Here is a 25,627-nt window from a genome sequence, read left to right as displayed (position 1 = left end):
GCTCGGCGTCGAGGGCTGCGGCACCACGACCGCCGCCGCCCTGGTCGTGGCCGCCGGCGACAACCCCGGCAGGCTGAGGGGCGAGGCGGCGTTCTCGATGATGTGCGGCGCCTCCCCGATCCCCGCGTCGAGCGGGAAGACGGACCGGCACAGGCTCAACCGCGGCGGCAACCGGCAGGCGAACTGGGCGCTCTACGAGATCGCGATCAAGCGCATGGCGTACGACGAGAGGACGAGGAGGTACGTGGCGAGGCGAACCTCCGAGGGGAAGTCCCGGAGGGAGGCGGTCCGCTGCCTGAAGCGCTACATAGCGCGGGAGGTGTACCGCGTGCTCATGGACCCGAACCCCGACGGCGCCGCGCCGGAGGGACCCGAGCTCGCGAAGATGCGCAAGGCGATGCGGGTGACTCAGAGGCAGGCCGCCGCGGAGCTCGGCCTGTCCGCAGCCACACTCGGGCACTTGGAGCGGGGGAAACGGCGGTCGACGAAACTGGAGAGGAGGTATTACGAGCTCCTGTGCGAATTGAAGGGAGCGCTCCCGCAAACTGCCTCTTGACAACTTATAGGAGCGTCGGTTTTGTTTTCGCGTTTTTCGCTGTGGTTGAGGGTAGCCGCCCAAACGTAGTAGATGGGCCCATTTCGTGGCGGACGGGTCGCGCAGACGCCCTTGCAAGGCCTAAATGGTCCGCTTTCCTCCGTCCCCGGGGGATCAGGGGCTGTTGCCGATACGGTGCCATTTCAAAACTATGCCGGTTTACTACGATAAATACGAATTCCCCGACCACACTCGCTTTCTTTGCAAAATCGCAAGCCGTCTACCTGCAGTTTTGTTTTTACCAAATGCGGCGTGGTTGAAGATTAGCAATTCATCGTAGTAAACCGGCATAGTTTTGTTCGAGATGGCCTAACCGCGCGTCTACGCGCGGGGCCGGCGGGGCATTTTGCCCCGCCGGCCCCTATTTCAGCGCTATTCCGGCTTGGTTTCTACCGTGGGAGTCTTATCCGCCGCAACCGGAGTACGGGCGGTGTCCATACTCAGGCAGTGCTTGGGGCAGCTTTCGATGCATTCGCCGCAGACCACGCAGGCGTACGGGTCGATCGACCAGGTGCCGCCCTTGCGATCGACCGCGAGCGCACCCGCCGGACAGCGACGTGCGCACATGCCGCAGCAGATGCACACGTCCATATCATTGACGATATGCGCGCGCAGGCGCGCAGGCGCCGCGAGCTTCTCCTGCGGATAGCACACCGTTACCGGCTGCTTGACCATAGAGCCCAAGGCCGTCTTGGCAAATGTCAGCAAACTCATGCCGCGCCTACCTTTCCGTGCAGCTAATGCAGGGGTCGATGGTCAGGATAATCATGGGCACGTTGGCAAGGAGTACGCCCTGCAGCGCATGCGTCAGACCCGCCAAGTTCTGCGACGTCGGCGTGCGCACGCGGAAACGGTCCAGGTTCTTGGTGCCGTTGCCGCGCACATAGTAATACGCCTCGCCGCGCGGCTGCTCAATCACAACCTCGCCGCGCGCGCCGTCGGCCGGCGTAAGCTTGGTGCGCCCGCCAATCCCGTCGTGCGGAATCTTGCCCACAAGCTCCTTAATGATGTCCATGGCCTGCGTGACCTCGGCGCAACGCACCTGGCAGCGGGCATAGCAATCGCCATCGGTAGCAACGATGGGCTCAAACGCGGCCAAGTCCGCATAGGCGCCGTCGTCAAACATGCGCACGTCGTAATCCACGCCCGATGCGCGCCCAAACGGACCGACCATCGAAAGCTCCAGCGCGTCTTTCTTGCTAATCACGCCCACGCCATGCAGGCGCTCGCCGCAGCTGTTGTCGTCCAAAAACGTATGCACCAGGGCCTCGTAGTCAGGACGCATGGCATCGAGCGTCTGGACAATGCCCGCCAGCTCGGAGTCCTCGATATCGTGCTTAAGGCCGCCGATCTCGTTAATCGACAGAATCACGCGCCCGCCGCAAGTGCTCTCAAAAATCTTGAGTATCTGCTCGCGCAGGGTCCATGACCGATAGAACAGCGCCTCGAAGCCAAAGGCGTCGGCGAGCAGGCCCAGCCACAGCAGATGCGAGTGAATGCGCGAAAGCTCATGCAGAATGGTGCGGATATACTGCACGCGACCAGGCACCTCGATGCCGAGCATGCCCTCGCAGGCGCTGGCATAGCCGCAGCTATGGCCCACGGCGCAGATGCCGCAGATGCGCTCGGCAATGTAGCCAAACTGATGCATATCGCGCTTTTCGGTGAGCTTCTCGAGTCCGCGGTGCACAAAACCGATCTGCGGAATTGCCTCGATGACGCGGTCGTCCTCGATCACCAGGTCCAGATGAAGCGGCTCGGGCAGTACCGGGTGCTGCGGGCCAAACGGAATAACGGAGCGATGTGCCATGGGCCTTACGCCTCCTTTTTCTGCTTGTCGCGGGCGGCCTTGGCGGCAAGCGCCGCGCGGACCTTGGCTGCTTTCTCGGGATCCATGGCAGCGGGCTGAGCAGCGGCGCCCGCGGCATCGCCGGCGCTCGCAGCGCCCTCCCCTGCAGCAGCCGCAGCAGCGGCGGCCTTTTCGGCAGCGGCCTTGCGCGCCTTGGCTTCGGCGGCGGCACGGACCTTCATGGCCTTCTCGCGCGCGGCCTTCACCTCGGGCGTGATAACGCTCATGGGCTCGGCAGTCGAAACATGGTAGAAAAAGCCCTTAAAGTCGATCTGCATGTCGGTGACGGCAAGCCCGAACAGGTCGTGCGCTTCGTTCTCAAACGGGAACACCGCGGGGTAATACGAGCTGATGGACGGAATCTCCTGGTACCGGTCGATACCCTCGACTACCAGGTTCTCAATCACATAGTTGCCGTCCTGGGCGATCTGCTCCTGGGCAGCACGAACGTTGATGAACGTATAGACCAGGCGATACGAGCCGTCGTCGACGTTGCGCTCGGCGTGCATTTGCACAAAGCGCGCGCCGACGCCCTTGAGCGCCTGGACATGAGACAGGAGCTCGTCAATCCCGACGGTGGTATAGATAGCCTTTTGCATTACTCGGCCTCCTTTGCAGCGGCGGGCGTCTCAGCAGGTGCGTCGCCAGCGGCAGGCGCGTCGCCGGCCTCAGACGCAGCCACAAACCCGCCCTCGCCCAGCTCAACGCCACCATCCCAGGTAGCGGCGCCGCCCACGGTAAGCGGATCGCCGCCAGCACGCATCACGGCCTCCTTCTGATCCAGGATGCCGCACGCCTCCACGATGGCATCGATCACCGTCTCGGGGCGAACGGCGCACCCGGGCGCGTACACATCCACGGGAATCGCGCGGTCCACGCCGCCGATCACGTTATAGGCATCGCGAAACACGCCGCCCGAGCACGCGCAGATACCGCATGCCACCACACACTTGGGCTCGAGCATCTGGTTGTAGATCTGGCGCACGACAGGCAGGTTCTGGGCATTGACCGACCCCGTCACCAAAAAGATATCCGCATGCTTGGGGTTGCCGGTGTTGACCACGCCAAAGCGCTCCGCATCGAACAGCGGCGTGAGCGAGGCCAGCACCTCGATATCACATCCGTTGCAGCTCGAACCGTCGTAATGAATAACCCACGGCGAGCGCGACATTTTATGATCCATGGATGCCGCCTCCTAAATAAAAACGTCGACGAGGATGGGCATAAGGTTGAGCAGGCCAAACACCAGCGCCACGCCCCATCCGAGCCTAAAGCAGCTGCGCCAGGTGCTGCGTGCGAAGGTGTTGTCGATCAGCACCTCGACAAAATACGTCGCAGCCATCACGACCAGGGCTACGACCCAGCTCACCGGGTTGTCCCAAACAAAGAACATGCCCACCCACATCAAAAACAGCACGGTCTCGCACCAGTGCATAAGGGTCATCTTGGCCAGCGTGCCGCCGCTCATCTCGGTGGCGACGCCCTGGACGATCTCCTGATGCGCGTGATGCGAGTACGAAAGGTCAAACGGCGACTTGCGCAGCTTGATGGTGAGCACCGCGAGCAGCGCGAGGAAAATGGGCGCGCTGTACACGATGATGGGGGCCGACTGCCCCGTCACGGCGATGGAATCGAAGCTGTCGGTGGCAAGGTACAGGCCCACGCTCATCAGCAAAACGGCGGGCTCGTAACTCATGACCTGCAGCAGCTCACGGTCGGCGCCGACCTGGGCAAACGGGCTTTGCGTCGAGGCGGACGCCAACACCACAAAGATCGCAGCGAGGGTCACCATAAAAGCGCACAACAGCGTGTTGGAACCCGACACAAAGATGCCGCCGCCCACCACGGTAAAGATGAGCGCGCACGCCATGTAGGTATCGTCCATGGTGTTTACGCTGGCGGGGGCCTTGCGCAGCAGCTTGGCCACATCGTAGAAAGGCTGGAGCAGGCGCGGGCCCACGCGGCCCTGCATGCGGGCCGAAAGTTTGCGGTCAACGCCGTCGATCAGGCCGCCCACAAGCGGCGCCAGTAAGGCAAATGCCACGGTGCCAATAAAAATGCCCACGACGCCCGAACCCTCGAAATACTTGCCGCGCAGCACCGAGGGCGCACTCATGGCAAGTCGCTCGGGCCCAATCCACGCGCAACACAGCAGCGCAAACAAGATAATGCTGCAGCACACGACGCTACCCGCGGGGCCAATACGCTTCTCGCCAAGGGCGTCCTCCGAGTACCAATTGCGCTTTTCGGCCTTCACCTCGTGTCCCATCGAGCCGCGGAAATGGCGATATTTGTCGGTCCCCACGCCCGAAAGGTACACGTTGACGTGCGGTTTGTTGCTCACGCGGAATGAAGTCAGCAGCACCACGGCGATAAAAGCCACGATAACCACCATCAGATACATGGCGTCCTTGCCAATAACGTACGGCACGCGGCCAAACACCATGGCCAAGTAAGGCGACACCAAACCGCTCGAGATAACCGGAAACGCCACGCAGCACAGAATCAGCAGCGCGGCGATGGTGTTGAGCGCCATCCATTCGGTCTTATGAACATTGACTTCAACGTTTTGAGCCGTGGGGTCGACGCCCGAAAGCTTGGCAAGCCACTTGCCCCAGAAGAAGAACGTCGCGGCCGAGCCAAAGGCCAGCACCATGATCATGAGCACGTTGCCGGTCTGGGCAAACGCCACCAGGGCGCCCCACTTGGACACGAGCATGCCAAACGGCGCCACAAACATGCCCATGATGCCCAGCATCATCAGGCGCGTCAGGTGCGGCATGCGGCTGAACATACCGTCCATGTCCTCGATATCGCGGCTGCCGATATGATGCTCGGCCGTGCCCACGCACAGGAACAGCAGCGACTTTGCCACCGTGTGGAACAGGATCAGGAAGATGGCCGCCCATACGGCCTCGGGCGCGCCGACACCCAGGCAGGCACTGATGAGGCCCAAGTTGGAAATGGTGGAGTACGCGAGCACGCGTTTGGCGTTGCTCTGCGAGATGGCCATGAGGGCAGCGAGCAAAAACGTGATGGCACCCACACTCGTGACCATAAAGCCGGTCACGGGATAGATGGCATAGAGCGGGCTCAGCTTGACCATCAGGAACACGCCGGCTTTGACCATGGTTGACGAGTGCAGCAGGGCGCTCGTGGGCGTGGGGGCAACCATGGCACCGAGCAGCCACGTGTGGAACGGCATCTGTGCGGCCTTGGTGAGTGCGGCGAGCGACAGCAGAATGACCGGCATCACCAGCAGCGCGGATTGCGCGGTTCCGGAGCCGGAAAGCTCGATCATGCCCGAGATGGTCAGCGGCATGCCGTTAACGTGCAGGAACATAAGGCCCGCCAAAAACGCGATGCCGCCCAGCATGTTAAGGATGATCTGGGTGAAGGCGTTCTTGATGGCCTCGGGCGTGCGCGTGTAGCCAATCATAAGGAACGAGCACACGGTGGTGATTTCCCAGCCGCAGAACAGCCACTCAAGGTTGTCGCTCGTCACGATGACGAACATGGCCGAGAGGAACAGGAACATAAGCGCCAGGAACTGCGGACGACGGTCGGGTGCGGTCTGCCCGCGCAGCGCGGCCTCGTGCTCATCGTGCGCTTGGAAGTCCTTCATGTAACCCAGGGCGTAGATACAGATAAGGCTGCCGACAATGCCGACGGCGAGGACCATGATCACGCTCATGTAATCCAGGTAGAGCGGCGTCGCCGTGACGGCTTCGGCCGCGGGCAGCGTCATGGTCGCAAAGGCAACGGAGCCCACCAGCTGCACCACGCCGAGCACCGTGGTGAGCGCGTTCCTATATTTGTACGCGTTGTACAGGATGACGGCGCACAGGATGACATCGATAGCGGAGCTGATGATCGAGAGCACATGCGAGGTGCCGGGGGCAACCTCAAAGCTCTGCGGACCCGTGCCAAAAAACATGACGGCGACTACAACTGTCACCGCCATAATAATGCCGGAGCCTATGAGCCCCACCGCATCGCGGGCGCGGTCACCGCGCGCGAGCAGCATGCCCAGCGCCGGTACCAGCGGAAACAGGGTAAGGAAATACAGTAGCGTCATACCATCACTCCCCCATGCAAAAACGCTGCAATTGTTTAACGTTATAGCTCAATTGAGGAGTAGCGGCGGCGGGTTTTCGGTCAACTGGGGAGTTTTAGGCGTACGGGGTAAGGGTGCGTCCGCATTGGAGCAGAGGCGCAGCAAGAAAAAGCGCCCCTGTGGGCGCACCATCCCGTTTGCTATTCCGCCTTTTTAACGCGCGGCTTGCGACCGCGCGGCTTATCGACCAGCGCGGACTCACCGCTCTCGCGATACTGACGACACCAAGCCTTGACCGAAGACTCGCTGGGAATCTTGTGCTTGATCATGGTCTCGCGAACCGTCAAGCCGTTTTCCAGACGGTCCTTAACCACAGCGAGCTTTACGTCGTACGAATAGGTGTGATGATGCGAACCGGCATTGAGAACGGCGTCGGCACCGCCCACGGCATACGCGCGGGCCCACTGACGAGCCGTGGCCTGGGGAATGCCAAGCTCCGCGGCGAGGGCGCGATGACCGACCCCCTCTTGGAGGATCTCGACGGCGCGCTGCCTAACCTCGGGCGCATGCGTGCGAGTCCTAGTTGCTTCCGACATACCTGCCACTTCTTAGCCTTAACCGTTAATCTGCTTTCTTACGTGCAAGTTAGATAGTAGCATTTTACTGTTTGTTCAAAGCAGTTAATTAAAATAGACGCGGCGTTATCTGGGCATTTGGCACCAAATTACGACATTTCTTTATCGATTATTTACGCTGGTAGCTGACTCGCAGCTAATCGTCATTCGCTTGTCAACAAAATTGACATCTCTTTATGTCCTTTGGTATAGAGGATATAGTTATTAACCCCTCCCACAATAATTTTGAGTGATCTGCAATGCAGTAGACGTCCTCACTCCTCATGATTACCGCGCATTGCCATCCACCGGAGCAAAACAAAAAGGGCGGGACCTGCTGCGCTTGCAGGCCCCGCACCGATTGACACCCGACGGGACACAGCCGGGCGAAACGAATCCGTGCTACCGTCCCGCCTGGCCGCGATGCTCAACTACAGCTCGTTGGCCGCGTGATACGCCGTGCGAATGGCGCTCGCAATGTCGGCGGTGCGCTCGCCCGAGCAGTCGCCCACGCAGGTCACGGGCACCGTCACGCCATCCAGGTCAAACGCGTTGGCCTTGGAGCCCACGGCCATCACCACGTAATCGCAGGCGATCTTCACCGGCTCCTCGGCGCCGTCCTCGGCGGTGCGAACGGCCTCCACGCCCTCGTCAGTAATGGCGGTCAGGCGGGTCTTCACGTGCTGCTCCACGTTGTGCTCGGCAAAGTCGCTCATAATCAGCGGCAGAATGGTCTCAGACTCGCCCGCGGCAATCTTGTCGAGCATCTCCACGATCGCCACCTCGCAGCCGTGCTGCAGCAGATACTCGGCAGTCTCGGTGCCCACTAGGCCACCGCCAATGACGGCGACGCGGCCGCTGAGCTCCACCTTGCCGGCCAGCACGTCCCAGCTCGAGACGACCTTGTCCGAGTCGGCACCCGGAACGGGGATGACCACGTCGTGTGCGCCCACGGCCACAATCGCGGCGTCAGCGGCGTTGAGGTCCGCGGGGCTAGCGACGTGGTTGAGCTCAACCTTCACGCCCAGGCCAGGCAGAATCTTCTCGTAATACTCGACCGAGCGCATGATCTCGTCCTTGCGCGGGGGCGCGGCCGCCAGCACAATCTGGCCGCCCAGATGATCGCTCGCCTCGTAGACGGTCACGTTGTAGCCGCGCTTGGCTGCCACGCGCGCGGCCTCCAGGCCGGCAATACCGCCGCCCACCACGGCGATCTTCTTGTCGCCCTCGCCCGGCTTGATGGCGATGGTCGCCTCGTCGCCGTTCTCGGCATTGAGCACGCACGAGATGTACTTGCGGTTTTGAATCGCGTCGACGCAGCCCTTGTTGCAGTTGAGGCACTCGCGGATGGGCTCACCCGTGGCGGCCTTCAGCGCAATGTCGGGGTCGCACATGAGCGAGCGGCCATAGGCGATGATGTCGGCGGCGCCGTCTTCCAGAATCTTCTCGCCGGCCTCGACCGAAACCACGCGGCCGACGGTTGCCACCGGCACGGAGACCAGGGCCTTGACGCGCTCGGCCACGGGCAGCGTCCAGTTGTAGGGCATGGCGCCCATGGGCGGAATGGTGTCGCCCATGTTGCCGGTATGGTTGGCCTGCGCGACCTGGATCATGTCGATGCCCGCGCCCTCGAGCAGCTTGGCGAACTCGCAGGCCTCGTCGGGCAGCAGGCCGCCCTTGCCGCGCGGCGTGCCGTCGGGGTTCTCCATGATCACGGGGAGCTTGTACTCCACCATCAGCCCCGGCGCGGCCTCCTTAATGGCAGCGACGACCTCCAGCGCATAGCGAACGCGGTTCTCGAACGAGCCGCCGTACTCGTCGGTGCGCTTGTTGAGGATGGCCGAGCACAGCGAACCCACCAGGCGGTCGCCGTGGACCTCGATGGCGTCGATGCCGGCCTGCTGCGCGCGGGCGGCCGAGGCGGCGATGGCCTCCTTGATCTGGGTGAGCTGCTCTACGCTCGCCTCGTTCACAAAGTGCTGCATGTCGTGATGCAGCTTGGCGTAGGCCTGCTTGCGGATCTCGTTGGACTCGGCCATCTTGGCGGCGAAGGTCTCCTCGTCGCCGGCGGCTTTGGCCTCCTGCGCGGCCTTGGCGGCGGCCATGGAACCCATGACCATGCGGCCGACGCCGGGCACGTCGTACTCGGGGTGGAACAGCTGCAGCGCAACCTTGGCACCGTGCTTGTGGACAGCGTCGGCCAGGGCCTTAAACGTGGGGATCTGGGCGTCGGTCGCCAGCTTGGGCGTGGGGCTCGCAGTCATGACGGGAGCGACGTCGCCGATGACGATGTAGCTCACGCCGCCACGGGCCAGGCGCTCGTAAAAAGCCAGGCTGCGCTCGCCGATGGAACCGTCACGCTCCTCGTAGCCGGTGGTCAGCGGCGGAAACATAATGCGGTTCTTGAGCTCAAGGGGGCCAACCGTAATGGGCTGGAGCAGCTTGGATGCAGGTGTGGTCATGGACATTCCTCTCTTGTAGGCGCGGCGGCGATGATGCCGCATAGTTGTCTAGAGGATATGGCATGGGAATACAGCAGCGCAACGGAAATCGGCGGACAGCAGGTAGCGGCAGGTGGATGGGGATGGGCGGGGCGGCCCGCCGGTTTATCTCAATCTGTAACAGTTACGCGGCAAAACCGGGTCTTACTGTTACAGATCGAGACATTCCTCTCGGCCCATCCTCAACAATCTAGATCTGTAACAGCTAGGCCCACTTTTTGCCCCTATCTGTTACAGATCGAGACAAACCAAACCCGCCTGCTAGAAAATCTCAATCTGTAACGGTTACTCGGCAAAAACCGTCCCTCGTGTTACAGATTTAGACAAACACGACCCAACCCACCGGTATATCTCGATCTGTAACACCAAGCCGCCCAAATCGGGTCTAGATGTTACAGATCGAGATTTTGTTTGAGAGGCCGAGAATTGGACCGAAAACACAGTCCCGGAATAACAAAAAAGCTCGCCGGCTAGGCCGACGAGCTGCAAGTTCTTGGTCGCGGGGGCAGGATTTGAACCTACGACCTCCGGGTTATGAGGGGCATTTTCTACGTAGGCCATGTAAACGCATGAGAGTTGATTAGGGGTATCTACCTCGTAAAATGGCAACGGGAAGTAATTCTAGGGAGCCTGTGGTAGTCCGTGGGAGCGGACCTGCTGCCACAAATCCTGCCACAGGCTCTGCCACAACTGACGTAAGGATTACTCCCATGAACGACAAGACGAACAACACCCAAGAAGGCGGCGAGCACCGCAACGCAATCGGACGCCGCAGGCGAATCTACGTCCGCGTCACCGAGAACGAGCTCACCCGCATTCGCTCGCGCGCGTGCAAGGCGGGCATGAGCATTTCCGCCTACACCCGCATGAAGACGCTGGGAGATCAAGAGGCACGGCCAACGGTGGACCTCGACATCGCCGAACTTCGCAAGGCGTTCGCGGATTTGAAGCACGCCGGGTCGAACTTGAACCAATGCGCTCGCGCGCTCAATACCTTCGGAGCAGACGAGGACTCCGCCGCCAATACCGACCGCGCGGTGCGCCGTGTCTCCGCAGCCGCGGACAACATCTGCGCGCTTATCGCCGCAGTGCGCAGTTAGGGGGAGCAATGGAAATCCTTACCCCCTCCCTCATCAGCGCTCTGGCACTCGGAGCGTTTTGCTGTCCCGCGCTTGCCCGGCCAGCGGAATGTCTGCTGAACGGAGACGGTGTCACCGTCATCCCCGTTTTCGATCTCACCGCCGTTCCCGGCTGGTGGCTATCAGGCGGTTTCGCTGCTCACCCGGCCGGCACCATCGCCATCCTTGCATTGCTCTTCCTCATCTCCCTGCTCTTCTTCGCGACCGAAAGGGCCAAGGGCCGCGCCGAAGACGGCGGCGTCTTGGGAAACGCCCGCGTCAAGGAGGGCCGCGAGGTCATCAAGGGCTCCATGACATGGGACGGCAAGAGCGAGCCGAAGGGCCACGGCTACGTCTTCGGCTTCTCGCGAGGTCTGTACCTCTTTGAGCCCGACCGACATGTCATCTGCATCGGACAGACCGGGTCTGGCAAGACAAGGTTTCAGAACATCCCGAGCCTCGACCTGCTCACCTTCGGCGAAAGCGCCGAGAACGTAGTGGTCTCGGACGTGAAGTCGGAGCTCATCGAGCTGTGCGGCGATGCCATCGAGGCGCGCGGCTACGATGTCCTGCTCCTCGACACGCAACACCCCTCGCGTAGCTCTCGCTTCAACCCGCTCAAGCTCATCGTCGAGCTTGCGGTCCAAGGGGATTCGCAGGCCGCCGAGCAGGCGGCGGAGGACCTGGCTTCGGCGATAGTACCCGCCGAGCGCGAGGGGCAGGGCTCCCACTGGGTGAACTCGGCCAGGGGCCTCTTCTCCTCCGTCGCCTACTACGTCTCCACCAGCCCCGACTGCCCGAACTGCTGCCGCAACATGGCGACCGTGTGCAGGGTGATCAACGAGGGCACCGAGGCCGAGGGGGCCGACCCCGCAGTCCCGCTCAAGGCTCTGCTGCGCTCGCTGCCCCACGACCACCCGTCGCGCGTCTTCGGCTCCCAGTTCCTGAGCAGCGGGGGCAACGAGATGCGCAGCGTGCTGTCCACGCTCAAGGTCAACCTGCGCATCTACGCCTCGGGTCCCATCGCATGGCTCACCTCCGGGGACGACATCGACGTGCGCCGCGTCCTGACCGAAAAGACCGCGCTGTTCCTCCACGTGATGGACGAGGGAAGCCCCTACAATCGGCTGTTCGAGGTACTCTTCGACCAGCTCTACAAGGCCGTGTACGCCATAGCCGACTCCAACGGCGGAAAGGTCCCGAGGAGGCTCACCATCCTCGGCGACGAGTGGGGCAACCTCGGCGCGGTCAAGTGCCTCCCCGCCCTGCTCTCCCTCGGCCGCTCGTATGGCCTGAGCTGGTGCGGCAGCGTGCAGAACATCTCGCAGCTCAATAAATACGGAGAGCGCGACGGCCGCCGCAAGATCCTCGCCAACTGCTCCGTGAAGGTCTTCCTCAAGTTGGGCGAAGAGGAGGACAGGCGCTACGCGAGCGAGCTTGTCGGGAAAACGACCAGACATACCATGGGCACGAGCGCGAGCAGGGGCGCGTCCTCATCGAGCACCACGAGCTACAGCGAGCACGCCGACGACGTGATACGACCGCATGAGTGGATCGAGATGGCACCCGACAGGGAAGGCGCCATCGTGGTGAAGCAGGCTATGAACGGACTGCCCGCATCCCGCGCGGGCGCGTTCCGCGCACCGTTGGCCGACTGCACCAAGACGCCTACGAAAGCGCACTTCGGGCTCGGCACAAGGGAGGAGGACGCCGCGAAGCGCCTCGCCTACCAGAAGAAGCTCGACGGACGCGATGCGGGCAGGGTGTCGGACGTCCGCACATGGTGCCCGGACTTCCCCGAAGCAATCGCCGACGCCGCCGACGATGACGAGTGGGGCGCGCTGTAGCCCCGGGAAGGAGGAAGATGACGGCCGTGAAGCAGGTGTCCGTCTGTAGCGAGCGCCATTTGAGGAACATCAGGTCCTATCTGGACTGGAACCGAGAGAAGGTTCTGGCGCACGACACCCAGAACATCATCGACGAGGGCAGGTGGTTCGAGGAGATGCGCGCCACTCGCGAGCAGTTCCATCACAACGAGCCGGGCAAGGTAGGCGCGCGCTGCACATACATGCAGCATGTCACCCTCAACTTCAATCCCGACGAATGCAGCTGCAACGGCGGCAAGATGACGCCGGAGCGTTGCATGGACTACGCCCGCGATTACATCCAGATGCGGTACGGCACCCACGAATGCCTCGTCGTCCTGCACCGGGAGCACTGCGGGTCCGACGGCACCGACAGGTTCTCAGCGCATGTGGCCGTAAATCGGAGCGACCTCGCCACCGGGTTGCGCCTAAACGAGGGCCCGGCGCGGGCGGCGGCGAAATCACGCGCCGAGACCGTGCGCGCCCTTGACGAGAAATACGGGCTCAGGCAGCTTGAGCGCGGAAAGGCGAACTCCCGCGTGCACGGCAGGCAACCCGGCGCGGAAGAGCGCGACATGGCCCGCAAGGGGCAGGCCGAACGCTCCGAGAACGAGCGTGTGAGGCGCACGGTCGCCAAGCGCATCGAGGAGGTCGGGCGCATGCCCGACTGCCCAGACCGCATGGCCGAGCTCTCGCGCCGCCTCGTGCAGGACGGCATCTCGCTCAAGCGCTCGAAGGGAGGAGACCTCCAGTACCGCTTCCGCTCGAAGTCACTGGGCGGCGAGCGCAAGGTGAACGGGGCGAGGCTGGGCTACGTCACGCATCGCAGGACGGGGCGCACAATCCGCTTCACCTACCATGGCGTCATGCGCGCGATAAGGCTGTGCATGCAGCTGTACCGCACAATGGACTACATGACGCGGGACATGTACTAGCGATGCCTCCGCGTCAGACGGAAGCCTCGTGGCCCCGGCCGCCCGCGCGCGGTCGGGGCCTCTTTGTGATGAGAGCGAACCGTAGCGAGCGGCCCATCACCCGGCGGGAGCGAGCCGTAGCGAGCGGTTCGCCCTCCCCCTGCGCCGTGCGCAGGGCAAGATCATTGCGACGAGCAAACCGTAGGAACGACGGTTTGTACGCCGCAATGCATATCTTGCCAGCCCATCGGGATGGTGAGCGGAGGGCTTCCGAAGGCGACCCTGAGGGAGCGTTTGGAAGCCCGCAGTGAGAGCCCGAGGCGCGCGACACGGCGGAATGATCGCGGCCATGAGCAAGCGATTGAATGCAGCCGTTCGCGGGACACGGGCGGCGTGAGCGGAGGGAGCGGGGAAGGCGACCCCGAGGGAGCGTTTCCTGGTCGCGCAGCGAGAGCGAGGCCCGCCCTTGCGGGCCGAGCGGGCGGAGGGCCCCTTGCGGGCCCGGAGCACCGCGCCGAGAGGCGCGGCACCCCGCGGCCGTCACAGCCGGACCCACCCTTCTTCGCCCGTCGGGTCCAGGACCGCAACCTCAGCCGAGTCGTACACGAAGCCCTGGAGGCCGAACTCGAGCACTGCGTCGAGCATCCCCAGCGCCTCGGACAGGTCGTCGCTCGAGCCGCACGTCGGACCCTCCAGCGCCCCGGCATATGAGCGGAGCAGCCCGCGCTCGCAGACGACGTAACGGCCGACCTTCTTTTCCAACTTCATTTCCATTCACCCTTCCTCTGTGGAGGGCGGGCCGTAACGGCCCCGCCCTCTCGTTCCTAACGCCTGACCTTGCGCACGGGCGCGGGTTCGAAGCTCTCGTCGCGCTCCACGACGTTGAAACCATGTGAGCGGTTCAGGGCCTCGAACTCGGGGATAGAGAAGTACCCCCACTCGTCGGCGAAACCCTCGACGAAACCGAACGCCTCGCCCGTTTCGAGGTCGTACTCGGTCACGTACCACGTCCAGCCGCTTATGCAGCTGAACAGCTTCACGCGCGCGACAGGGTCCGCTTCCTCCTCGGTCGCGTACAGCGGCGGCACCGTCGCCACCACCTCCTTGGGCATGAGCTTCTGCATCTCCGTCTCCCTTCCGGCCCCGTGGGCCTAATCCTCTCGCCCCTGCGGGCAAAGCCTTGGCGGCGCCTGCGGCCGCCTTGGCTTTGCTCCCTGCAAAGCCGCGCCGCAACGAAGGAGGGGTCAAGGGAGCTGCGCGGCAACCTCCACCAATCGGGAGCGCAGCGGACGATTTGTGCGGGGTTCCGCGCGGCCCCTTGAGGCCCCGCAGCGGAGGCGCAACCGCGACGAGCTTTAAACGCCTCTCCACATGCAGGCAAAGTTGCCAAAACAACAGGTTTGCCACCTGACCTCAACTTCCAAACAAACGAAACCCTCCTCATCGCCATTTAGGCGTAATTCCGTAAATACGCAATTACGCCTAAATGGGATATGATGGCCTCACAGGAGAAGGAGGCCCATATGCCACAAGCTGCACTCAAAGAGCATGGAAGCGAGTTAACGAAGCTCACACTCTCGATGACCTTCGAAGATAAAAGGACCTTGAAGGCCTACGCCGCGAATCAGGACAAAACCGTTGCCAAAGTCGTCCGGGAGTGGATCGACGAGAAGTGCAAGGGGGCGAACTAAGTGCCTCAGACCTCACAGGAGACGGTCCAGAACCTTGTAGACAGGGCTGTGAAGCTCGGTGATAGGCAACTCGCCGCAGACATCCGCGCCTTTGCCGCGCAGAGGCAATTCGGCCTCGTCTTCGAGCACAACAGACCAGAGCGCATGAGGCTCCATGGCAAAAGAATCACACAGGGCGACATCGTTCAGGTTCTGCCCGAAAGAGGCGAAAGGGAGAAGCCGTACAACAAGCTTCTTTGGCGCGTCGAATCCATCTCGGGCGACACCGCAAGCCTCGTTGCCCACAAAACAGTTTCTTACTACGATAACGTCGAGACGCCCAGACAGGCACTCATTCGCGACGTTGTTGCCGTTGCGGAGTACGATCAGCCCATATACGCTGGACTTAAAGAGACCGGGCGCGTTGAGCGCGGCGGGGATAGGCCCTATCAGGTGGTCATCAACGGCGAAAACTACCATGCGCTCGAAACGCTCGCCTTCGCCTACGCTGGTAAAGTCGACTGCATCTACATCGATCCACCCTATAACACCGGCGCGCGCGACTGGAAATACAACAACGACTATGTGGACGGCTCCGACGAATACCGCCATTCGAAATGGCTCGCATTCATGGAACGTCGCCTCAAACTGTCCAAGCAACTGCTCAACCCCGAGAAATCCGTTCTCATTGTTACGATAGATGAGAAGGAGTACCCGAGACTCGAGCTCCTACTTGAAAACGTCTTTTCCCATGCGGCAAGCATTCAGACCGTCACGATCACAATCAACAAGAATGGCGTTGCGAGAGACAATCAGTTCAAACGCTCGGACGAATACGCTGTCTTTTGCTTCTTCGGCTCGGCTGCCCCCTGCGCCGTTGACCGCAAGCTCTATTCAGCAGAATTCGGGGATATGCAAGAAAAAGTGGCTGCTGAGAGGAGGCCCCAACGCGGCCCGAGCGGCCCGACCCAACCTCTTCTATCCGATATTTATCGACGAGCGCGATGCCACAATCAAGGAGATCGGTGATTCCCTCCCCCTTGCTGCAGACTGGCGCGAAGTTGATGTTCCCAATGGCCTTCGGGCGATTTGGCCACTCAGAACGGACGGCGGGGAGGCGACGTGGCGCATATCTCAGCCCGCATTACGAGCAAAACTCGCCCGAGGTTGTGCAAAGGTCGGAGAATACAACAAGAAAAACGATCGGTACTCGCTTCTTTATCTTGGAGACTCACAAGAGGAGCGCCTTAAAAACGGTGAGATCAAACTGCTGGGCAAAGCGCAAGATGGATCTCTAATTTTGGAGGAATGCGGCGTGCGTAGCGCCGTACCGACCACCGTGTGGAGTGGCCCCCAGTTTTCCGCTGGGGAATATGGAAGCAGGTATATCAAGAGATTTGTAGGCGACAGGCATTTCACCTTTCCCAAGTCTCTCTATGCTACAGAGCTTTCACTCGCTAGCGTTCTCGCCAACAAACGGGATGCCCTTGTAATTGACTTCTTCTCGGGCTCGGGCACCACTGCTCACGCCGTTATGCGACTCAATCATCAGGATGGTGGAAACCGCAGGTGCGTCTGTATCACGAACAACGAGGTCTCTGAGGATGAGGCCAAGAAACTAATAAAACGCGGCCTGCGCCAAGGTGATCAGGAATGGGAATCACTCGGCATCTGTGAACACATCACAAAGCCGCGTGTGACGGCGGCAATAACTGGAAAGACACCAGAAGGACAGGCGGTTAAAGGCAATTATAAATTCGTAGATGAATTCCCAATGGCAGACGGATTTGAGGAAAACGCGCTCTTCTTCGACCTCACCTACGAAGACCCCGATGCTGTCGAGCTCGGAGTCGCCTTCGAACAGATTGCGCCGCTCCTATGGCTGCGCGCAGGCGCAAAGGGCCGCATCATCGAACACGAAGCATTGGGTTATGAGATTGCCGATAGCTACGCCGTACTCTTCGACTACGCGAGCGTTGGCGACTTTATCAATGAGGTCTCCTCAATAGAAGGCATTTCGTGCGCTTACGTGATTACCGACGACACCGCGCGATACGCCAACGTCAAAGCCCAACTGCCGGGTATCGACGTCGTACGCCTGTATGAAAACTATCTGCAATCCTTCAAGATTGCAGCCGAAGACGCTGTGAGGTAGAGCATGAGAATCGAACTAAAGGACTTCCAATCGAGGGCGGTCTCTACCCTGTCCTCCAAACTTGAAAGCATGAGGAGACGCTATGAGCAGGACGGCGAGACGTCTTCCATCTGCCTCGCATCGCCGACCGGCTCGGGCAAGACTGTCATGTGCGCAGCAACCATCGAGGCCCTTTTCTTCGGCGGCGACGACCTCGGCCTTTCACCCGATGAGAATGCCGTCGTCCTCTGGCTCTCTGATTCACCCAGTCTTAATGAGCAGACCTGTGTTCGCTTTGCCAACGTCGCCGACAAGCTTGCCGACAGCGTTCTCGACCATAGACATTTGGAGACCGTCACCAATCATTTTGGAGCATCCCATGATGTTCTGGACCCGCGCCACGTTTACTTCCTCAGCAAGGACCTCCTGAGTAGAAACGGCCTGCTTACCAAGGGAGGCGAGCTTAATTCCGGACGCGTCTTCTGGGACATCCTCGACCGCACCATCAAGGATCCCGAGCGGAACCTCTACCTCTTCATCGACGAGGCTCACAGGGGTCTCGGATCCAACGCTTCAAGCGACAAGGGCACCAGCACCATCTACGCAAACCTCATTGATGGCTTCGAGGGTCGTGCCGCCATGCCCATCGTCGTTGGCGTGTCTGCCACGCCGCAGCGCTTCGACGCCGCCATGGACCTGAGAGAAAACCGCGTCAGGATGCCTCGTGTTAGTGTCACGCCTCGCGAAGTTCAAGAATCTGGCCTCCTGAAGGACATCATCGAACTCCGCGTCCCCGAGAAAGACGACCCGGTTGAGCATCAGTACCTGACCATGGCTTGCCAAAGGTTTGCCCTCGCTTGCAGCAAGTGGGACGAGTATTGCACCGAACAAGACGAGCGAAGCATCCACCCGCTCTTGCTCGTCCAGACCGCCGACAACATCAGCATGTCGTCCCTTGCCGAACTGTGCGACCAGATCATGAGCCTAGTTCCCGGCTTGAATGAGGCGGCCTGTTTCGCAAACGTGTTCGGCGAGCACAAGCTGCTTGCTGCGGGCAAATACCTTATTCCCTATATAGATCCCGAGTTCGTTCAGGACAGTCCCAATGTAAGGGTTCTTTTCGCAAAAGAGGCGGTCTCAAACGGATGGGACTGCCCGCGCGCCGAGGTTATCTTCTCGCAGCGCAGACGCTCGGATTCCACCTATATCGCCCAGCTTGTCGGGCGCATGGTCCGCACTCCGCTGGCGAGGCGCATCGACGGAGACGATATGCTCAATTCCGTCGCGTGCTATCTCCCGCAGTTCAACCCAGACAGCACCAAAGACGTTGTTGACTATCTTATGGGCCGCAAGGACGCCATGGGCGAAAGCTCCATCGGCGCCAAGAACATCGTTCTCAGGCCGGTGACCGTAACGACAGCCGAACCTCGCACCGACAAGGATTATGAAGACGAGCTTGAGCGATACGAAGCTAATCAGGAGGCGATTAGGGAGGCCGAAGGGCAGCAGCCCGGATTCCAGCCTTCCGTCGCCGGCATGGGAGAACAGAGCTCGTTTGAGGACGCTCTTGTGCCCATTCGGGATAAAGAACCGAAAGACGACTCGGACCAGACAGGCAACGAATCCCCATCGGCGACAGATGGCGGCACCAGCGCCATCCCCAAACCAAATGACAGCACAATCAATCCAATCGCCCCCGCGCAGCTTTCCAAGCCAAAGCCGCCTACCAAGCAGGAGCAATCCTTCACCAAGGAAGAGTGGGCCGGCATTAAGAAGGCCTTTGGCTCAATACCCGTTCAGAGGGTCCCCAAGAAGGCACGTAACGAGTTTCAAAGTCTGCTACGCACAGCGAGTCTTTTGGTTGAGACCGGCTTGGACCGCGATGCCGCGAGAGATGTCAATCACAGGTTCTCCCGGCGCCTTGCTGGCTCGATCGTGTCAAACGAAGACGAATACCTCGCAGCTCGCCATGAGGTCGAGGTTTCTGAAACGGTCAAAATTACGCTCGACAAGCTGAACGAGACCGAAACTTCCAGCCAAGAAGAGGCCATGACCGATCCCGAGGGACTTCGCAAAGCAGCCCGAGACGCGGATGTTCGTTTCGGAAAAGAGCTCGCCCAGGCGTATCGCAAGGAGAACTTCGTGCAACTCGGTCGGCAGGAGTGCGACCTCAGGCTCGCCGCAGCAGTGCGCACGCCCGCGATTGTTGATGATTTGGAACGTTGGGCGGCAAAAACTCGAAAAGATTATTTCGACACGGTTGACGGCAGCGGATCGTACGATTTCCTCAGCGATGCGGCAAAGCAGCGCTATGACGAGCTTGCACGCGAAACCGAGGGCAGGCGTCTGACCAGAATCGAATGGCCCACGAGCCTCATCACATCCGATCTGTTCGCCAAGTATCCACGCCATATCGTTCAGAAGGAAGACGGCCTGTGCCCGCTCGATCTGAACGACATGGAACAAGCCATTGTGAATACTGAGCTTGCCAAGGCCCGTACGATCGCTTTTTACCGCAACCCCTCCGGGAGTATGTCAGCAAAAGCATTCTCCATCCCCTATATGTCCTCAGTCGGTCGAAAGGCGCTACACCCTGACTTCATTTTCTTTGTCAGGGACGAACAGGGTGATATCCGCCCGTCCCTTGTGGACCCACATGCGGAATTCCTTGGTGACACGCTTGCCAAGCTCAAGGGCTATGTGAACTATCTCAGGGACTTCCCCGACGTGTTCAAACAGGTACTGTTCGTAGGCGATATGGGCAATAAGGAATACCGGGTCATCAATCTGCTTAGAAACGACGTGCAGGAGGCCATCCTGTCGTACACCGAGGTTGACTGCAAGGCGCTGTTCTACGGGCCTTATGCAAACACCTACCAATAGCAACGGGCGCCCCTGAAAAAGAATGCGGTCGAGGAAGCTCCTCGACCGCATTTTCCTTTTTGCATTTTACCGACTCACAGGGAAACGTGATTGGCCTCAATTGCCGATGCGTCCTGTCTAAGGTAGCCGCTCATCGACGCGAGCACGCGATTGATTAGAGAGGTCACGTCATGTTCATCTGCTCCTGCCTTTCGCAGCATCGCGCAGTATTCGCGCAAGCCAAACTGAGTCGTAAAGATAGTCGGGAGCATTGAAGTGTAACGTTTATCGACCACCTCCCGAACGACCGCGCACTCCTCTTTACCCTGCTTGACGCAAGTTCCCAGATCATCGAGCACAAGCAGCTCACATGTCGTCAGGGGGCGAATGGAGCGCCATTTGTTTTCCTTGCCGTAGTAACTCGCACCCATCCATGTATCACGAACCAGATCCGCCACGGGCACAAATGTGGCGCTCGGAGCCGTTTCTCCGGTCTTCTCTGAGCGTTCAACGAGCTCCTTCACAATCCAGCACGCCAACGTCGTCTTCCCCGAACCACTACCGCCGCTCACCCAGAGAGAGGGAGTCCCCTTTCCTTGATAGGAGGAGAGCCAGCTAAGCGCCCTCTCGGGGATGCGACTCAAATCGAAACACGTATCCGATAACACACTCAAGACGAGCTCTGAGAAGCCGCTGTCACTCAGCAGCACTCCGGAGTCTGGAGGACGGCACTTCATCTTGGGCAACCCCATTAGTCCGGCACCGCGCAAGTAATCCAGCGTCTGCTTTGACATGACATTAGGACTGCCGAAACGCTCTGCATCTTTCTCAAGCAGGGATTTGAGAAGGCTGACCTCTTCGGTCTCAGGGGTTTTCTGGATCTCGTCTGTCGAGGATGGCTGCAAGGTCTTCGATGTCTGCTCGCTCGCCGGTATGTGGGGTTTGTTCATAGTTTCCCCTTTCTGTTGGATGACATAGCTGACATGTTTGGGATGACAAGGCTGACGTACCGGGACCCTTGTCATGCGACAGGTTTGTCACCGCACCGATGACAGACTTGTCACCCGACAAGGTCGTCAGGTGACAGAGGCTGAATTCGCTGCCGCCCCTTATGACCACGTGATTGATAAGACCGGCTTTTACGAGGCCATCTACCGCGCGTTGCACCGTACGCAATGCGATGTCCAGATGTTCAGCCAGCCAACGCTCGCTCACGCCGATTTTGTTGCCACAAGCGAAAGCACGCGAATGCAGCCAGTGGTAAATCGCCACAGAGCTCCCGCTGAGCTTGGCGAGCTTCGGAGCAACTGCATCGGCGTCGCTCTCGAAATTAGGCGTGAACAGATCTTTCATGGTCTTCTCCCCGTTAGTCTGCGTCGGAGTCCTTGGGGCTCGCGGAGCGAATGTACTCCTCGACCCACTCACGGCGAATGCGATAACTACGCCCACAGCGGATAGCGCGAATCTTGCCTTCACGAACGTACGAGTAGACGGTTTTTTCATGCAAGCCGAGGAACTTGGCGACGTCGGCCACATGAAGCACGTCGGAAAGGCCAGCAGCTCCGTTTCCAACCTTTTCCATTTGACTCTCCTAATAATGGATTGGTAGTAATACTGAATCCATTATGTGATATCATATCCTAAATATAATAGTCAATGATTGGATTGATTTAGTTTATGAATCCATTAGAGTGCTGTGAACGACTGCCCCTCTCGCTTCGCAAGCCCACCAAGCTCGATATCGGGGCAGTAAGACCGTGGCTTCGCTACGACTTCGACCGTCTCTGGGGGACCTCTGCCGATGGCGAGCGCTTCGCGTACTACGCTGAGCGCGGAGAACCCATTGTCATGAAATTCGAACATCTTGAAAACGAATTTTTCGCAAACGGCCTTCAAAAGGTCAACGTCAATCGAGCCGAGAGCATCGTTCGTTTCTGCGAGCGTTACGGTTTTCCCGTTTCCAGCGGCTATGACGGCGCCCAGCGCCTCTCTCTGTTCCGCAGCCGCTTCAAGTTCTTAAGAACGAATTTCCAGCCGTTCAGGAGCGAATGGGATATCCTCGCCAACGAAAATGCGTCCGCCGCAGGCGCCCCCTTGTTCAGCAGTGCCTATTCCAATGATGATAAGGCACTGTTGGGACGCAGGCCCTACTACCTCTCCGAGGAAGCTCGTCGCATTCATCTGAACGATCGCTCGGTTGTTGGAGCGATTTCTGAAGCCGAGATCATCCAGACCATACGAGCGCTACAGGTCTCGACGGCCCTACTTGCAGCCATCGGCTACGGCGTAGAAAACCACGCGACGTGGGGGGCCTCCGATGTCGCTGAGTATCTTTGCGACCGTTCGCACATGGCACAAAATGGCGTAACTTTCTTTCTTCTCTCGACAGACGACGCCCTACTCAAGGACACGCGACTTATGTCTTATGACACACTCATCCGCAAAAGCCCTGACTTTAAGTCAGCGGTCCAACAGGGAGAGGAAGCGGGATTCAACACCCGCGCGGGCTACACATCAAGTCTTGGAACCGGGTTGATTCTCGCATCAAACACTGCCAACGCCTATCTAGCCGACTCCCTGCTCTCCTATCGTTTCGACGCTAACGCCGTGACAGATGTCATGGTTGAAAAGAGCGGCAACGCCATCCTTGCCATGTGGGCCCAGGCCCAGAAAAAAACTGAGCACATCCTTACTTGCCGCGCAGAAGACCATGCCCAATACGGCTGCCTTCCCGAAGCGATCATCTCCCAATTCGGCCTCCTCTACGACGATCCCGCCGAATGGCGCATCTGCGACAACTGCGGGCGAATCTTTAAGAAATACCGCGAGGAAAAGCCAGGCAAGGTGATTCAGAAGACCCGCTTCTGCAAACGCAGCTGCGCCAATTCCTATAGCAAGAAAAAGTCCCAAGGGCTCATTACCGAGCAATCGGTTTGAGATAGCACCATCGGCCCCAACGCACTTGAAGGAGGTGAATAAATATGAGAACAGTCAGCGAAGGCTACGCCCCCGTGAAGCGCGGCAAGGACTCTTGGCTGCTCAGGGTCAGCGTGAGCGAGGACGGCAAGCCCTCTAAGCGCGTGAGCAAAACCGTCCACTGCCGCACCAAGACCGAGGCGAAGCGCCTGTTGGACGAGTGGCGCGTCGAGCTCATGACGGCCCGCACGCGCATGGACCGCTCCAACAAAACCCTTGAGGAGTTCCTGCGCGAGCACATCACCTATCTGCACGACGTGAAGCACCTGAGCGCCAACACGATTCGCGGTTACCGCGACATCGTCGAGACGCGCTGGGCACCGAGACTCGGCACGACCTTGCTAAAAGACTTGAAGCCCTACATGATCGAGGATCAGCTGGCATGGATGCGCCAAAGCGGCGGTCTCAACGGCAAGCCCCTCTCTGGCAACACCTGCCAGAAGGCTCTTTCGTTCCTGAAGACCGCGCTCAAACGCGCCCGCCGCCTCGAATACATCGACTCCAACCCCTGCGAGCTTGTGGACGTCCCGTCCAAGGAGAAGAAGGAGGTTCGAGTCATCGATGAAAACGAGGTATCCCGCATGAAAATCGCCCTGCTCGGATGCCCGGACTACCGCTTCGCAGCCGCCACAAACCTCGCGCTCGACACGGGTATGAGACGCGGCGAGCTGTGCGCCCTCAGGTGGCGCGACGTCGACCTCGATGGAGGCGTCATCCGCGTCCGCCGAGCGCTCGCCGAGGCGCGCGCGACGGACACCTACTGCGGCGAGACCCTGGAGGAGAAGCTGCCCAAGAGCAACCGCTCGAACAGGGACGTCACCATCCCCGAGGGGACGGTCGAATTCCTGCGCCATCACAAGCAGATGCAGCTCTATCGCCTGACGTACAACGACATCGAGCAGGGCGAGGACACCCCCGTGTTCTGCAGTGACCTCGGCGAGCTCTACCGCCCGTCGAAATTCACGAGCGACTTTAGCCGCTTCGCCCAGCACAAGTCATTCGCGGTCACGTTGCACGGCCTGCGCCACACGCACGCCAGCCTTCTCCTGAAAAAGGGTGTCTCGATACAGTACGTCTCCGCCCGTTTGGGCCACGAGAGCATCGAGATCACTTACAAGACCTACTCGCACTTCCTGCCGGGAGACGACGGCGGGTCTTCGGAGAAGTGGGGCGAGTTAGCCGCGCTGCCGAAGGACATCTTCGGCCTGCTTCCCGCTGCCTGATTCTCATTGTTTGCCATGGTTTACTGCCACAATTCCGCCACAAGCCCTAAAAGGGGCTGCCACAACAAGAAAAAAGGCCAGCCGCATAAGCGACTGGCCTGCAAGTTCTTGGTCGCGGGGGCAGGATTTGAACCTACGACCTCCGGGTTATGAGCCCGGCGAGCTACCAGACTGCTCCACCCCGCAATGTCTGGGCGCCTCATGTGCGCAAGAAAGAATATTACGCGGGAGTTCGGTAAACGGCAAGGAAAATCTCGTAGAGCATAATTCCTTCATATTTAAACCCCTCAGCCCATATCACCGTAAACGAATCGCAGCCGAGCGCCGCCGGCAGCGCGTATACAATGGTGCGCGTCCTTTTACGCCGACACCTGGAGTAGACATGCTGCTCGCTATCGATATGGGAAACACGCAGACGGCCATGGGCCTGTTTGACGGAGACGAGCTGGTGCAGTCGTGGCGCATGCCCACCGACCGCTCCTATACCGCCGACGAGATCCACGTGCGCCTGATGGGCTTCTTTAAGATGTACGACCTCTCACTCGACGCGGTCGACGCGATCGCCTTTGCCGGCGTGGTGCCGCAGCTCTCGCGCGAGTGGCACACTGTGGCCGACCGCATTGCCGCGGACGCCATCGTCATCGGGCCGCAGACGGCCGCCGTGACCAAGCTGCGCGCGGCGCGCCCCCAGGCCGTAGGTGCCGACCGCGTCGCCAACGCCGTTGCGGCCGAGACTTTCTACGGCGCGCCGGCAATCGTGGTGGACTTTGGCACCGCGACCAATATCGACGTCATCGATGAGGACGGCTATTACATTGGCGGAGCGATTGCGCCGGGCATCCGCATTTCGATGGACGCGCTCGCCACCCGAGCCGCCAAGCTCGCCAGCGTTCCGCTCGAGGCGCCCGAGCATGCCATCGGTCGCGACACCGAAGAGTGCATCAAGGTCGGCGCCGTGATGGGCGCCGCCGCCATGGCCGAGGGCCTGGTCGCGCGCATGAAGCGCGAGCTGGGCCGCGACGATGCCACCGTTATCGCCACGGGCGGTCTCGCCGGCATCGTCGCCGATTCGACCGATGCCTTCGACGTGGTAGACGGACAGCTCACCATCAAGGGTATCTGCGAAATCTACCGCCGCATGCAGGAGCAGGGGTAAGGCGGGGTTTAAGTCGAGCGCGAGCGGCGAACTAGGCAACGCATCGGTCCTATTCCTCAAAATCGAAAATTTTTCAGTTTTGAGGAATAGGAT

General features: G+C 60.2%; 23 protein-coding genes and 1 tRNA gene. 11 read left to right on the top strand and 13 right to left on the bottom strand.

Going from position 1 to position 25,627, the window contains the following annotated elements; genetic code table 11:
- The coding region (locus ABHR75_RS01220) for a transposase (RefSeq protein WP_346963452.1) at window positions 1-556 on the top strand (556 nt) is incomplete at its 5' end.
- 411 nt (window positions 557-967) lie between these two features.
- Here ABHR75_RS01220 and ABHR75_RS01215 read toward each other — a convergent pair.
- The 7 genes from ABHR75_RS01215 to bilR all read right to left on the bottom strand — a co-directional run bounded on the left by ABHR75_RS01215 (window position 968) and on the right by bilR (window position 9,577).
- On the bottom strand, window positions 968-1,309 hold the full coding sequence (locus ABHR75_RS01215; protein WP_346963451.1) for a 4Fe-4S dicluster domain-containing protein: 342 nt from the start codon (window positions 1,307-1,309) through the stop codon (window positions 968-970).
- Between the two features lie 7 nt (window positions 1,310-1,316).
- Window positions 1,317-2,405, bottom strand: coding sequence for a hydrogenase large subunit (locus tag ABHR75_RS01210; RefSeq protein WP_346963450.1), 1,089 nt, complete (start codon window positions 2,403-2,405; stop codon window positions 1,317-1,319).
- A gap of 5 nt (window positions 2,406-2,410) precedes the next feature.
- Window positions 2,411-3,043, bottom strand: coding sequence for an NADH-quinone oxidoreductase subunit C (locus ABHR75_RS01205; protein WP_346963449.1), 633 nt, complete (start codon window positions 3,041-3,043; stop codon window positions 2,411-2,413).
- Window positions 3,043-3,627 (bottom strand): NADH-quinone oxidoreductase subunit B family protein, encoded by a 585-nt coding sequence (locus ABHR75_RS01200; RefSeq protein WP_346963448.1) that lies wholly within the window; start codon window positions 3,625-3,627, stop codon window positions 3,043-3,045. The genes ABHR75_RS01205 and ABHR75_RS01200 overlap by 1 nt, the downstream gene beginning before the upstream one ends.
- 12 nt (window positions 3,628-3,639) lie before the next feature.
- Entirely contained in the window at window positions 3,640-6,522 is a 2,883-nt protein-coding gene (locus ABHR75_RS01195) for a proton-conducting transporter transmembrane domain-containing protein (protein ID WP_346963447.1), read from the bottom strand.
- Window positions 6,523-6,701: 179 nt separating this feature from the next.
- Window positions 6,702-7,097, bottom strand: coding sequence for a helix-turn-helix domain-containing protein (locus tag ABHR75_RS01190; RefSeq protein WP_346963446.1), 396 nt, complete (start codon window positions 7,095-7,097; stop codon window positions 6,702-6,704).
- A gap of 449 nt (window positions 7,098-7,546) precedes the next feature.
- Window positions 7,547-9,577 carry a bilirubin reductase, long form gene (gene bilR / locus ABHR75_RS01185; RefSeq protein ID WP_346963445.1) on the bottom strand — a complete coding sequence of 677 codons (2,031 nt, stop codon included), beginning with the start codon at window positions 9,575-9,577 and terminating at the stop codon, window positions 7,547-7,549.
- A gap of 749 nt (window positions 9,578-10,326) precedes the next feature.
- Here bilR and ABHR75_RS01180 point away from each other — a divergent pair.
- From ABHR75_RS01180 to ABHR75_RS01170, 3 genes are read left to right on the top strand one after another with little or no spacing between them, the layout of a single operon-like run.
- A complete protein-coding gene (locus ABHR75_RS01180) occupies window positions 10,327-10,716 on the top strand; it encodes a plasmid mobilization protein (protein ID WP_346963444.1) in 390 nt (129 codons plus the stop codon).
- 8 nt (window positions 10,717-10,724) lie between these two features.
- Window positions 10,725-12,581, top strand: coding sequence for a type IV secretory system conjugative DNA transfer family protein (locus ABHR75_RS01175; protein ID WP_346963443.1), 1,857 nt, complete (start codon window positions 10,725-10,727; stop codon window positions 12,579-12,581).
- Between the two features lie 17 nt (window positions 12,582-12,598).
- Entirely contained in the window at window positions 12,599-13,534 is a 936-nt protein-coding gene (locus tag ABHR75_RS01170; RefSeq protein WP_346963442.1) for a relaxase/mobilization nuclease domain-containing protein, read from the top strand.
- Between the two features lie 519 nt (window positions 13,535-14,053).
- Here the strand turns inward: ABHR75_RS01170 and ABHR75_RS01165 are convergent.
- Window positions 14,054-14,287, bottom strand: coding sequence for a hypothetical protein (locus ABHR75_RS01165; protein ID WP_346963441.1), 234 nt, complete (start codon window positions 14,285-14,287; stop codon window positions 14,054-14,056).
- A 50-nt stretch (window positions 14,288-14,337) separates the two neighbouring features.
- Entirely contained in the window at window positions 14,338-14,637 is a 300-nt protein-coding gene (locus ABHR75_RS01160; RefSeq protein WP_346963440.1) for a DUF2958 domain-containing protein, read from the bottom strand.
- A gap of 399 nt (window positions 14,638-15,036) precedes the next feature.
- Here ABHR75_RS01160 and ABHR75_RS01155 point away from each other — a divergent pair, with 399 nt between their 5' ends.
- The 4 genes from ABHR75_RS01155 (at window position 15,037) to ABHR75_RS01140 (ending at window position 20,200) form a co-directional block, all read left to right on the top strand.
- Window positions 15,037-15,204, top strand: a complete 168-nt coding sequence (locus tag ABHR75_RS01155) for a hypothetical protein (protein ID WP_346963439.1) — start codon at window positions 15,037-15,039, stop codon at window positions 15,202-15,204.
- Window positions 15,205-16,212: a DNA methyltransferase gene (locus tag ABHR75_RS01150; protein WP_346963438.1), complete on the top strand. Its 1,008-nt coding sequence runs from the start codon at window positions 15,205-15,207 to the stop codon at window positions 16,210-16,212.
- Window positions 16,213-16,498: 286 nt separating this feature from the next.
- On the top strand, window positions 16,499-17,338 hold the full coding sequence (locus ABHR75_RS01145) for a DNA methyltransferase (protein WP_346963437.1): 840 nt from the start codon (window positions 16,499-16,501) through the stop codon (window positions 17,336-17,338).
- Window positions 17,339-17,341: 3 nt separating this feature from the next.
- Window positions 17,342-20,200 (top strand): DEAD/DEAH box helicase, encoded by a 2,859-nt coding sequence (locus tag ABHR75_RS01140; protein WP_346963436.1) that lies wholly within the window; start codon window positions 17,342-17,344, stop codon window positions 20,198-20,200.
- 74 nt (window positions 20,201-20,274) lie between these two features.
- Here ABHR75_RS01140 and ABHR75_RS01135 read toward each other — a convergent pair whose 3' ends face one another.
- The 3 genes from ABHR75_RS01135 to ABHR75_RS01125 are packed head-to-tail and all read right to left on the bottom strand — an operon-like array spanning window position 20,275 to window position 21,761.
- Complete coding sequence (locus ABHR75_RS01135) at window positions 20,275-21,129, bottom strand: ATP-binding protein (RefSeq protein WP_346963435.1); 855 nt, start codon at window positions 21,127-21,129, stop codon at window positions 20,275-20,277.
- Window positions 21,044-21,532, bottom strand: coding sequence for a hypothetical protein (locus ABHR75_RS01130; RefSeq protein ID WP_346963434.1), 489 nt, complete (start codon window positions 21,530-21,532; stop codon window positions 21,044-21,046). The genes ABHR75_RS01135 and ABHR75_RS01130 overlap by 86 nt, the downstream gene beginning before the upstream one ends.
- Before the next feature lie 13 nt (window positions 21,533-21,545).
- Window positions 21,546-21,761 carry a helix-turn-helix domain-containing protein gene (locus tag ABHR75_RS01125; RefSeq protein WP_346963433.1) on the bottom strand — a complete coding sequence of 72 codons (216 nt, stop codon included), beginning with the start codon at window positions 21,759-21,761 and terminating at the stop codon, window positions 21,546-21,548.
- A gap of 95 nt (window positions 21,762-21,856) precedes the next feature.
- On the opposite strand from ABHR75_RS01125, the gene ABHR75_RS01120 reads away from it, so the two are divergent.
- Window positions 21,857-23,116, top strand: a complete 1,260-nt coding sequence (locus tag ABHR75_RS01120) for a hypothetical protein (RefSeq protein WP_346963432.1) — start codon at window positions 21,857-21,859, stop codon at window positions 23,114-23,116.
- A gap of 44 nt (window positions 23,117-23,160) precedes the next feature.
- Window positions 23,161-24,378, top strand: a complete 1,218-nt coding sequence (locus ABHR75_RS01115) for a tyrosine-type recombinase/integrase (RefSeq protein WP_346963431.1) — start codon at window positions 23,161-23,163, stop codon at window positions 24,376-24,378.
- 109 nt (window positions 24,379-24,487) lie between these two features.
- On the opposite strand, the gene ABHR75_RS01110 is transcribed toward ABHR75_RS01115, so the two are convergent.
- Window positions 24,488-24,564: transfer RNA gene (locus ABHR75_RS01110), tRNA-Met, on the bottom strand.
- Between the two features lie 196 nt (window positions 24,565-24,760).
- Here ABHR75_RS01110 and ABHR75_RS01105 point away from each other — a divergent pair.
- Window positions 24,761-25,534 (top strand): type III pantothenate kinase, encoded by a 774-nt coding sequence (locus ABHR75_RS01105; RefSeq protein WP_346963430.1) that lies wholly within the window; start codon window positions 24,761-24,763, stop codon window positions 25,532-25,534.
- Window positions 25,535-25,627 lie beyond the last annotated feature (93 nt).

Source organism: Collinsella aerofaciens, from assembly GCF_039752955.1.
Taxonomy (GTDB): domain Bacteria; phylum Actinomycetota; class Coriobacteriia; order Coriobacteriales; family Coriobacteriaceae; genus Collinsella; species Collinsella aerofaciens_BI.
Note: the sequence above shows the minus strand (reverse complement) of the source record. Positions and strands in the feature narration are given on the sequence as shown.